Source organism: Rhizobium sp. L51/94 (genome assembly GCF_019355555.1).
In the GTDB taxonomy this organism is placed as follows: Bacteria; Pseudomonadota; Alphaproteobacteria; order Rhizobiales; family Rhizobiaceae; genus Rhizobium; species Rhizobium rhododendri.
Map to the genome: position 1 here is coordinate 1531869 of NZ_CP072141.1, position 11184 is coordinate 1543052.

Sequence of the window (11184 nt, forward strand, 5' to 3'; positions counted from 1 at the left end):
CTGTCAAAAGAGTTTCTTTCAAACTTAGCGTACTAACCTTCTTTATCCGAATATTAACGGGTTTTCGGCAGTATTCGCCTTACAAAGGGGCGTTTCTCCGGCAAGCAGAAACGACGCAATGATTGCCTCCCGCCACCACGCGGGACCCCGCATGTTATCCAAAAATTCAGGGGATACACCCAGTCAGCGCCGCCGCGCCGACGGAGCGGTTGTGTATGGAAGGCAAGGCCCGAATGTTGATTGATAAAGTTCTGTCGCGTTTCAAGATCAAGACGAAAGTTCTCCTCTTCGTATTGCCATTCGTGATCAGCATCTCGGCCGTTGGCTTGACCGGTCTCTACGCCTCAGGACTGTTGCAGGGACGCATGGAGATTTCCAACAGCGTGCTGCAGTCGCTGACGGGCTTCAAGAACCTCTACGCTTCCATGGACGATTTCCTGCGCATTACCAACGAGCAGGCGCGCGACAAGCTGTATGCCGACGTCAAGTCGCAGCAGGCAGTGCTCGCAGCGACGCTCGACCAGGTCGGCGTGGGCGCACAGGGGCATGAAGAACTGGCCGATGCGACGACGAGGACTGCCGATATCGGCAACGTCGTCGGCAGCCTCTGGACCCTGCATGATCAGGAACTTAATTTCCGCAAGTCGATAGACGATGCGCAGCGCGTGCTGATCGGCACCCGCTTCAACGTCAATTTCCAGGCCCAGCAGTTGCAGGACGCGATGCGCAGCGACGAGGCCGATGCCACCGCGACGCTTCGGTCCGCAGACCGCCTGCTGAAGGGCGGCGATGCCCTGGCAAGTGTGACCGATGATTTCGGCAAGGGCGCCACGCCGGCCGACAAGCTGAAGATCGTCAAGGATCGCTTGCCGGATATCGCCAAGGCGCAGCGCTCGATCGAGTTAGCCATTCCGCCGAACCAGAAGAGCATGGTGACGTCGCTCGCGGGCACGATCAAGGACCTGACGACCTTGGTCAACGGCGTCGACGCCGCTGCCGCCACGGATCAGACCGTGACCGATGTCGGCCGGCTGCTCTCCCGCTTCCGCCAGATGTCGACCTACACGCAGCTTGCCGCGACCCAGATGATGCGCAAGGCGACAACCACCTTCGTCGAGATCGACACCCGCATCGTCCAGACCAATTCCGTTCTGGAAGACATCCGTCGTCTTGAAGCGTCGATCTATTCGCTGCAGCTCGTGCTCGGCGAATTCCTCGCCAACACCAGCAAGGACAACCTCGTTCGTCTCCGCCAGGAAATCGCCAAACTCGGCACGGACATGAACACGCTCGACCAGAGCGCCAAGGGCATGGACTTTGCCGCAGACCTCGACACGGCGATCGTTCCGGTTCTGACCTCCATGGACAGCGATGGCGGCAAGCTGGTCGACATCATCGACCAGCGTATCGCGGAATATGCCAATGCCCGCCAGCAGCTCGACCAGATCTGGGGAAAGCTGACGACGTTTGCCCAGACGCAGAAGCAGAGCGCCGGCGCCGAACGCGAGCAGGCAAACTCCATCTCGGTGCTTGCAACGGTCCTCGGCATCATCCTGTCGATTGCCGGCGGCATCGCCCTGGTGCTGACGCTGCAGCGGCCGATCGGCCAGATTACCGCTGCCATGCGCCGCATCGCCGATGGCCGGCTTGAAACCGCCATCTCGGGCGAACAGCGGCATGATGAAATCGGCGACATCGCCCGTGCTCTTGGCATCTTCAAGGAAAATGCCATCGCCAAGATCCGCATCGAGGAGCAGAGCGACGAAGAACGTGCTGCTGCCGAACACGAGCGGCAGCGCAACGACGCCGAAAAGCGCGAGCTCGACCGCCAGATCGACTTCGCGGTTAACGCCCTCGCGGGTGGTCTGGATCGCCTGGCCCAGGGGGATATCTCCACCACTATCGAAACGCCGTTCATCGGTCGCCTCGAACAGCTCCGCCGCGACTTCAACGCCTCGATGCTTCGCCTGCAGCAGACCCTCAGCCAGGTTCGCGACAATGTGGAACTGATCCAGAACAACGGCAACCAGATGGCGGCCTCCGCCGAAGACCTGTCGAAGCGCACCGAGCAGCAGGCAGCCTCGCTCGAGGAAACAGCAGCGGCCGTCGAGGAGATCACGGTCACCGTGCGCTTGTCTGCCGACCGCGCCAAGGATGCCGATGTCATCGTGCGCGAGGCCAAGCGCAGTGCCGACGATAGCTCCGTTGTCGTCAACAATGCCATCGACGCGATGTTGCGCATCGAGGATGCCTCCACCGAAATCGGCAAGATCATCGGCGTCATCGACGAGATCGCCTTCCAGACCAACCTCCTCGCTCTCAATGCAGGCATCGAGGCGGCCCGCGCCGGAGAGGCTGGCAAGGGCTTCGCAGTCGTCGCCATGGAGGTTCGCGAGTTGGCTCAGCGTTCCGCCGCAGCCGCACAGGAGATCAAGACGCTGATCAACAAGTCGACCCGCGAGGTCACCGCCGGTTCGCAGTTCGTACAGCAGACCGGGACCGTCCTGTCGCAGATCAGCAGCCAGATCGTCACCATAAGCCAGCACGTCGAGATGATCGCCCGTGCCAGCCACGACCAGTCGAATGCCCTGCAGTCAGTCAATTCGACGGTCAACCAGATGGACCAGATGACCCAGCAGAACGCGGCGATGGTCGAGGAGACCTCTGCTGCCAGCCGCGAACTGGCGACCGAGGCGGACTCGCTGATGCACCTCATCCAGCAGTTCAAGATCGAGGCCGAAAACGAACGCGGCTACCACCGCGCGGCCTGATCAGGGATTCCATCAACAGCAATCGGAACGACCGGGAAATGTTTCCCGGTCGTTTTTCGTTGACGGTCCTCCTTCACGGCTCGCCCTCGATCCCAATGGTGGCGGCAGGCCGCAGCAACGCGATCTTGCCAGCTCCGCCCAGCAGCCTGCCGCGTTCTGCCAATCGTCGCCGAAAAGCGGCACGCTGTGCTGGCGCTGCGAAAAAGCCCAGTTCGACTGACGGTTTCCCCCTTGTGGCCTTCTGAAATCCTTTCTAGTCTGACCAGAAAAACAGAGGGTTGGGTGTTGTCGCGATGCCCGTGAACGGAACAGGAGAGAAAATGAAAGCCATTATCGCACGCCTGGCTGCCACAGCTCTTGCGGTGGTCGGCCTGGTTGCCTCGGCGCAGGCTGCCGACCGTGTCGTCAATGTCTACAACTGGTCGGACTATATCGACGATTCCATTCTAGCCGACTTCACCAAGGAAACCGGCATCAAGGTCGTCTACGACGTCTATGATTCGAACGAGACGCTGGAGGCCAAGCTTCTGGCCGGCGGCACCGGATACGACGTGGTGGTGCCGACAGCGACCTTCCTGCAGCGCCAGATCGCTGCCGGCGTCTACCAGAAACTCGACAAGTCCAAGATCCCCAACCTCTCCAACATGTGGTCTGAAATCACCGATCGCGCCCAGAAGTACGATCCGGGCAACGACTATGCCGTCGACTATATGTGGGGCACCACCGGGATCGGCTACAACATCGACAAGATGAAGGCCATCCTCGGCACCGATGAACGGCCGAACTGGGATGTGCTCTTGAAGCCGGAAATGGCCGCCAAGTTTAAGGATTGCGGTATCTACATGCTGGATTCGCCGTCCGATGTGCTGCCCTCGGTGCTGGCCTATCTTGGCCTCAATCCGGACAGCCGCGATCCGGCCGAGCTGAAAAAGGCGCAGGACGTTCTGACGGCCGTCCGCCCCTATATTCGCAAATTCGATTCGTCCAACTACATCAGCGCTCTGGCCCAAGGCGACATCTGCCTGGTGCTCGGCTATTCCGGCGATATCTTCCAGGCTCGCAGCCGGGCGGAAGAAGCCAAGAACAATGTCAAGATCGGCTACTCGATCCCGTCTCAGGGTGCCCAGATGTGGTTCGACATGATGGCTATCCCCAAGGATGCCCCGCATGTGGCCGAGGCGCATGAGTTCATCAACTACATCATGAAGCCCGAGGTCATCGCCAAGGCATCGAACTTCGTCTTCTACGCCAACGGCAACAAGGCCTCGCAGGCTTTCGTCGACAAGGCGATCCTCAGCGATCCAGTTATCTACCCGCCGGACGACATGATGAAGAAGCTGTTCACCACGACGCCCTACGACAACAAGATACAGAAAACCGTGACCCGGTTGTGGACCACGGTCGTCACCGGTCAGTAGCAGAGCGAATACCGGCCCGGGCCCCTAAAGTCCGGGCTTTTTTATGCTGCGGCGCCCGTGGGGACGTCGACAATGCATCGCATCATTCGGGGATCATGATGAAGTCTCTCGGCAACATCCGCCGCTCTTTCGCGCCATGGACGGATCCTGCGGCCAAACCGTTCATCTCGGTGCGCAATGTCACCAAGAAATTCGGTGACTTCACAGCCGTCGACAATCTCTCGCTGGATATCTACCATCGCGAATTCTTCGCTCTTCTCGGCGCCTCCGGCTGCGGCAAGTCGACGCTCCTGCGCATGCTCGCCGGCTTCGAGCAGCCGACCTCGGGTGAAATCATCCTCGATGGCCAGGATCTTGCCGGCACGCCGCCCTATCGGCGACCGGTCAACATGATGTTCCAGTCCTACGCGCTTTTCCCGCACATGACGGTCGAGAAGAACATCGCTTTCGGCCTGCGCCAGGATGGCATGAGCAAGGCCGAGATCGCAGAGCGCGTCGCGCAGATGTTGAAGATGGTGAAGCTCGAGCAGTTCGCCACCCGCAAGCCCAACCAGCTGTCCGGCGGCCAGCGCCAGCGCGTCGCCCTGGCGCGTTCGCTCGCCAAGCAGCCGAAGGTGCTGCTGCTCGATGAGCCTCTCGGCGCGCTGGACAAGAAGCTGCGCGAGGAAACCCAGTTCGAGTTGATGGACCTGCAGCAGAGCCTCGGACTCATCTTCGTCGTCGTTACCCACGACCAGGAAGAAGCGATGACGATGGCAGATCGCATCGCCGTCATGAGCCACGGCAAGGTGGCGCAGGTAGCAACACCTGCGGAAATCTACGAGGCGCCGAATTCCCGTTTCGTTGCCGGCTTCATCGGAGACGTCAATATTCTGGACGGCAATGTCGTGTCCGCGAAGCCGGGCTTCGCCGAGATCGCAGTCGACAACGCCTTCACGCTGCGCACGGCGACATCAGATGCACCCGCCGTCGGCAGCCGCGCCGGCTTTGCCATCCGTCCCGAAAAGCTCCGCGTCACCCGCAACCCGCCGGCCAATGCCGGTGTCAATGCCGCAGAGGGTGAAATCTGGGACATCGCGTATCTCGGCGACATGACCGTGTTCCACGTCAAATTGCAGGGCGGCCAGGTCGTCAAGGCGTCTTCGCTCAACGCGGTGCGCTCCGTCGACGACCCCTTCGGCTACGACCAGCAGGTATGGGTCTCCTTCGATGAAAATGCCGGCGTGCTGTTGAAGGATTGAGATCATGGGAACGTTCGGTTCAGCGCTCTACCGCCGCCTTGTGATCATCATCCCCTATCTGTGGCTGCTGATCTTCTTCCTGGCACCGTTCTTCATCGTCTTCCGCATGTCGCTGTCGACCTCGGCGACCGCGATGCCGCCTTACACACCCGTCTTCTCGACGTCGAACGGCCTCAGCGGCTTCATCGATAACCTCCGCCAGCTTTCCTTCGACAACTACGTCTGGCTGACCGGCGATCCCCTCTATTTCAAATCCTATGTCTCGAGCGTCACGATAGCCGCCATCTCGACATTGCTGACGCTGCTGATCGCCTATCCGCTGGCCTATGGCATGGCACAGGCGCCGCGCACGATCCGGCCGACCCTTTTGATGCTGGTGATCCTGCCATTCTGGACGAGTTTCCTGATCCGCGTCTACGCCTGGATCGCCATTCTGAAGCCGGAGGGCCTGCTGAACCAGGTGCTGCTCTATCTCGGTGTCATCCACGAGCCCCTGATCATCCTCAACACCAACACCGCCGTCTATATCGGCATCGTCTACTCCTACCTGCCGTTTATGGTGCTGCCGCTCTACTCCGCGCTCGAAAAGATGGATCACACGCTGATCGAGGCGGCGCAGGATCTCGGCTGCCCGCCGATCACGGCTTTCTGGCGCGTGACCTTTCCGCTGTCGTTGCCGGGCGTCATTGCCGGCTGCATGCTGGTCTTCATTCCGGCCGTCGGCGAGTTCGTCATTCCCGACCTGCTCGGCGGATCGCAGACGCTGATGATCGGCAAGACGCTCTGGAACGAGTTCAACGCCAACCGCGACTGGCCGGTGTCCTCGGCGGTTGCGACCATCCTTCTCCTCATCCTCGTCGTACCGATCGTGTTCTTCCAGAATATCCAGGCGAAAGCCGACGAGCAGGGGAGATAGACGATGGTCAAATGGTCCCGCTTCAACATCGTCTCGGTCACCCTCGGTTTTGCCTTCCTCTACTTGCCGATAACGCTACTGGTCATCTTCTCGTTCAACGAGTCCAAGCTGGTAACGATCTGGACCGGCTTCTCGGTCAAATGGTATGTCCAGCTGATGCACAATCAGGCGCTACTGGACGCGGCCTGGGTCACGGTGCGGGTCGGCCTGTTGTCGGCGACGCTGGCAACCGTGCTCGGTACGCTCGCCGCCTTCACACTTGTCCGCTACACCCGTTTTCGCGGCCGGATGCTTTTTTCCGGCATGGTTTACGCGCCGCTGGTCATGCCGGATGTCATCACCGGCCTGTCGCTGCTGCTGCTGTTTGTCGCCATCGACTTCGATCGCGGGTTCTGGACGATCACGCTTGCCCACACGACGCTAACCATGTGTTTTGTCGCCGTAGTCGTGCAGTCGCGGCTGATGAGCTTCGACCAGTCGATCGAGGAGGCGGCGCTCGATCTCGGCGCCACCCCGCTGCGCACATTCCTGGAGATAACCCTGCCGATCATTTCGCCGGCTGTGTTCTCAGGCTGGATCCTGGCGTTTACGCTGTCGCTCGACGACCTCGTCATTGCAAGCTTCACCTCCGGCCCCGGGGCCACCACGCTGCCGATGAAGATCTACAGCCAGGTGCGGTTGGGCGTCACGCCGGAGATCAACGCCGTTTGCACCATCCTGATCGCCATCGTGGCGATTGGCGTGATTTGCGCCTCTGTTGTCACGAAAAGACGGGAAATCCAGCGCCAGCGCGACGAGCATGCTGCCAACGCGCTGTGATTAGGGCTGCGTTGCCTTTTGCTGAACCGGAGATACCGGCGAGACGATCGCGTCCGGCCATGTGCCGCCGATAAAGAATGGCAGCACCGGCAGGTCGGCTCCCTCCGCCGCATTGGTCGCATCCAGCACACCGGATAAGGCTAGCGAGTTGGTGCGGAACGGCACGATGCCGGAAAGCGACAAAGTCTCGTTTCGCCCAACGATCCTGGCGTTCTGCACATCGACCGAGCCCTTGGCAAAGCTTGCGTCGAGATCGATGGTCTGGAAATCGAACGTCGAGTCTGCGACGTCGCTGAGGCGGAAGAATTTCTTCTGGGCGGCAAGGGCACGGAATGTCGAGACATTGAACTGGCGGAAGGCACCGGCCTTCGACCAGTAGCGCAGCTTGCCGGCGACGTCGCCGAGATTGGCGGCCCAGATCGGCTTGTTGGTCATCAGCGACAGGTCGAGCGAGCCATTGGCCAGCGGCAGCGGCCCCTGCAGGTTAAGGCGGGTGATGAGGCTGGCAAAATCTGCATCGCGGATCGAAATCTGCAACTTGCCGCCGCCATCGAAGTTGCGCTCGGTGACTTCGAGATGGGCGGTCAGGTCTCCGCCTTCAAAGCCACTGTCGCCGATGTCGAACTTGGCCGTGCCGCCGGCCACCAGCAATCCTGCGCCGATGTTGTCGAAATTGAAGGGCCCGAGTGACGCGCTTTTTGCCGACAGGCGCAGATCGAGGTCCAGCCTCTGCAGCGGATTGCCGTTCAGCAGCGTGTCGATAGCCGTGCTGGCGGCAAGTCGCATCGAAAAGGCGGCGAGGAACGGATTGAGGTTCATCTTGTCGAAGGCAAGCGTGCCTGAAATCTTCGGCTTCCCGGTACTGGTATAGCCATAATCCATGACGCCGGAAGCGGCGGCGTCGTTGAGCACGAAGTTCAGGTTGTTAAAGCGAATGCCGTCCGTGACTGTCAAGACATCGGCATTCATCGACAGGTTCTTGAGTGTAGCGCTGCCGGGCAGGCGCTCGCCGCTCCAGGCGAGGAAGGACGGCATGTCGGGAATGGCGAGGTCCAGATTTCCGGACAGCGCTGAAAAATCGGACATGTTGGTAATGCCGGTAAAGGTTCCGCGGATCAGCGGCGAGGAGAACGTCGTCTTGGCATCGACATTCTTGCCGGCAAACAGCAGCAGCGGCTGTTCCGAGAAGAAATCGACCTTGATGTCCTGGCCGTTGAGGCGGGCAAGCAGCACGGCGCTCATCGGCTTCGACAGTCGTGGCCACGAAATATCGGCATTGACCCCGTCGAGCCTGAAGAGCCTGCCGGTCTTGTCGTCGGTCAGTTCGACCACGCCATCCTCGACCGTGACGCCGCCGATCTTGGCGTCCTGCGATTTGGTGATCACGGTGCTGCCGGTCGGGGATCTCTCGACCCGGTCGATGGCCTTGCCGAGCAGTCCGGCATTGGTCCAGTCGATCAGCCCGGTATCGTCGCGGCGCACGTAGACGACCGGCCGCAGGAAGTGGAATTCGTGGAAATCGGCCTTTCCGCGCAGGGCGGCCAGCAGCGAGAAGTCGGCGGACAGGCTGTCGACATGACCGAGCACCTTGCCACCGGCAGTGCGCTCGCGGATCGTCACCTGGTTCAGCGTGACGCGCGGCGTCGGCCAGAAGTCGATCGCCGGGGATCCCTCGATCTCGGCGCGATAGCCGGTCCAGCGCGACAGAGCTTCCTCTATCCCGGAGCGCACCAGGCCGCTGGAAATGAGAAAGGGTGCCGTGGCTCTAAACACGACGGAAACGATGATGATGGTGAGAACGACGATGCCGGTCGTGCGCGCGACGGCTGGAAGCCAGCGTTTCATCGACCGCAAGGCGGGCCGCCACCTCTTGTTACCTGACGCCGTCATGTTGATGCAGAAACTTTCAAACCGTTGCGCATGATTTCGCCTGCGTTTGGCGGATATAGGAAATGCCGATCATATGCAAACGTCGCATCCTGACACGCCGCCAACCTCTGATATTAATATTGCTGCGCGGCGTGGTAGAGAGCGTCGAGCGGGAGGGATAGGAATGCAGGACGAGCAGCCGTTATGGTCTTTGTCTGAGGTGGAGCGCCGGAAGACGCCGATGTTCGCGTTCATGCAGCATTGCAATGCGCAGCATGGGCTTTCCCTCGATGATTTCGAAAGCCTGCATGCCTGGTCGATTGTTGATCGCGAAGGCTTCTGGACCGCCGTCTGGGAGTTTTGCGGCATCAAGGGCACCAGAGGTTCGCGGGCTCTAGTCGATGGTGACAACATGCTGGACGCGCGTTTCTTCCCAGACGCGGAACTGAATTTTGCCGAGAACCTTCTCACCAGAAGCGGTCCTGGGGATGCACTGATCTTTCGCGGCGAGGACAAGGTCAGTTCACGCTGGTCCTGGGACCGGCTACGCGCCGAAGTGTCGCGTCTGCAGCAGGCCTATCGTGCAATCGGCATCGGCAAGGGGGATCGCATCGCGGCAATGATGCCGAATATGCCGGAGACCATTGCCTGCATGCTGGCCGCAGCATCCATCGGCGCAATCTGGTCGTCCTGTTCGCCTGACTTCGGCGAGCAGGGCGTCATGGACCGTTTCGGCCAGATCGAACCGAAGCTGTTCATCGCCTGCAGCGGCTACTGGTACAATGGCAAGCTCCAGGATGTCGCCGACAAGATCCGCGCCGTGACGCAGCGCCTCGGTGTCGCCTCTGTCATCATCCCCTATGCCGGGGATGCGGATGCCGTGGCGGCCATGACGCCTGATGCCACGACGCTCGATGCCTTCCTCAAGGCGTTCACGCCGAAGCCTGTCGAATACGAGGCATTGCCCTTCGCCCACCCGCTGTTCATCCTGTTTTCGTCGGGCACCACGGGCGTGCCGAAATGTATCGTCCACTCGGCGGGTGGCACGCTGCTGCAATTGGTCAAGGAGCATCGCCTGCACTGCGGTGTCATGCCCGACGACAGGATTTTCTATTTCACCACCTGCGGCTGGATGATGTGGAACTGGTTAGCGGTCGGCCTTGCCGCCGGCGCGACGCTTTGCCTCTACGACGGTTCACCCTTCGCGCCCGATGGAAACATCTTGTTCGATTATGCCGCAGACGAGAAATTTGCCATTTTCGGCACCTCGGCGAAATATATAGATGCGGTGCGCAAAAGCGGCCTGCGGCCAACGAACTCACACGACCTGTCTCGCCTGCGGCTTATTGCCTCCACCGGTTCGCCGTTGTCGCCAGAGGGTTTTTCCTTCGTCTACGAAGGCATCAAGGCCGATGTCCAGCTGGCATCGATCTCCGGCGGAACGGATATCGTCTCCTGCTTCGTGCTTGGCAATCCGCTGCAGCCCGTCTGGCGCGGCGAAATACAGGGCCCGGGGCTGGGACTGGCCGTCGACGTCTGGAACGAGGATGGCCACCCGGTGCGGCTGGAAAAGGGCGAACTTGTCTGCACCAAAGCCTTTCCGTCGATGCCGATCATGTTCTGGAACGATCCCGACCGCCTCAAGTACCGGGCCGCCTATTTCGAGCGCTTCGACAACGTCTGGTGCCATGGCGATTTCGCCGAATGGACCCGGCATGGCGGCCTCGTCATTCACGGCCGATCCGACGCGACCCTCAATCCCGGCGGCGTCCGCATCGGCACTGCGGAGATCTACAATCAGGTCGAGCAAATGCCCGAGGTGGTGGAAGCGATCTGCATCGGCCAGGATTGGGAGGATGACGTGCGGGTCGTGCTGTTCGTCAAACTGGCCACCGGCATCACGCTTACCCAGGATCTCGCCACCGCGATCAAGGCTCGCATTCGAACCGGTGCCACGCCGCGCCATGTGCCGGCGAAAATTGTTGCCGTCGCCGATATCCCCCGTACCAAATCCGGAAAGATCGTCGAACTCGCGGTGCGCGAAGTGGTGCATGGCCGGACAGTGCGCAACAAGGAAGCGCTCGCCAATCCGGAGTGCCTGGCACAATTCGCTGATCTCGAGGCATTGAAAAATTAACCGAACGCAAATG

At 60.6% G+C, this 11184-nt stretch carries 7 protein-coding genes; 6 read left to right on the top strand and 1 reads right to left on the bottom strand.

Translation table 11 applies throughout. The features are described from left to right. The first annotated feature begins 233 nt into the window (after positions 1 to 233). From J5274_RS07475 to J5274_RS07495, 5 genes are all read left to right on the top strand, one after another. Positions 234 to 2771, top strand: a complete 2538-nt coding sequence (locus J5274_RS07475) for a methyl-accepting chemotaxis protein (protein ID WP_219274899.1) — start codon at positions 234 to 236, stop codon at positions 2769 to 2771. Positions 2772 to 3091: 320 nt separating this feature from the next. After that, positions 3092 to 4189: a polyamine ABC transporter substrate-binding protein gene (locus tag J5274_RS07480; protein ID WP_142824048.1), complete on the top strand. Its 1098-nt coding sequence runs from the start codon at positions 3092 to 3094 to the stop codon at positions 4187 to 4189. A 98-nt stretch (positions 4190 to 4287) separates the two neighbouring features. Beyond that, a complete protein-coding gene (locus J5274_RS07485; RefSeq protein WP_142824049.1) occupies positions 4288 to 5430 on the top strand; it encodes an ABC transporter ATP-binding protein in 1143 nt (380 codons plus the stop codon). Between the two features lie 4 nt (positions 5431 to 5434). Continuing rightward, positions 5435 to 6346, top strand: a complete 912-nt coding sequence (locus J5274_RS07490) for an ABC transporter permease subunit (RefSeq protein ID WP_142824050.1) — start codon at positions 5435 to 5437, stop codon at positions 6344 to 6346. 3 nt (positions 6347 to 6349) lie between these two features. After that, entirely contained in the window at positions 6350 to 7165 is an 816-nt protein-coding gene (locus J5274_RS07495) for an ABC transporter permease (RefSeq protein WP_142824051.1), read from the top strand. On the opposite strand, the gene J5274_RS07500 is transcribed toward J5274_RS07495, so the two are convergent. Then, entirely contained in the window at positions 7166 to 9055 is a 1890-nt protein-coding gene (locus J5274_RS07500; RefSeq protein WP_142824052.1) for an AsmA-like C-terminal region-containing protein, read from the bottom strand. A gap of 163 nt (positions 9056 to 9218) precedes the next feature. Here J5274_RS07500 and J5274_RS07505 point away from each other — a divergent pair, with 163 nt between their 5' ends. Further along, on the top strand, positions 9219 to 11171 hold the full coding sequence (locus J5274_RS07505) for an acetoacetate--CoA ligase (protein WP_142824053.1): 1953 nt from the start codon (positions 9219 to 9221) through the stop codon (positions 11169 to 11171). The last annotated feature ends 13 nt before the right edge of the window (positions 11172 to 11184 follow it).

Excerpts from the sequence above, each read along its gene's own strand:
- J5274_RS07495 (WP_142824051.1), top strand. The coding sequence starts at position 6,350 with ATGGTCAAATGGTCCCGCTTCAACATCGTCTCGGTCACCCTCGGTTTT.
- J5274_RS07505 (WP_142824053.1), top strand. The coding sequence starts at position 9,219 with ATGCAGGACGAGCAGCCGTTATGGTCTTTGTCTGAGGTGGAGCGCCGG.
- J5274_RS07480 (WP_142824048.1), top strand. The coding sequence starts at position 3,092 with ATGAAAGCCATTATCGCACGCCTGGCTGCCACAGCTCTTGCGGTGGTC.
- J5274_RS07500 (WP_142824052.1), bottom strand. The coding sequence starts at position 9,055 with ATGACGGCGTCAGGTAACAAGAGGTGGCGGCCCGCCTTGCGGTCGATG.
- J5274_RS07485 (WP_142824049.1), top strand. The coding sequence starts at position 4,288 with ATGAAGTCTCTCGGCAACATCCGCCGCTCTTTCGCGCCATGGACGGAT.
- J5274_RS07490 (WP_142824050.1), top strand. The coding sequence starts at position 5,435 with ATGGGAACGTTCGGTTCAGCGCTCTACCGCCGCCTTGTGATCATCATC.
- J5274_RS07475 (WP_219274899.1), top strand. The coding sequence starts at position 234 with ATGTTGATTGATAAAGTTCTGTCGCGTTTCAAGATCAAGACGAAAGTT.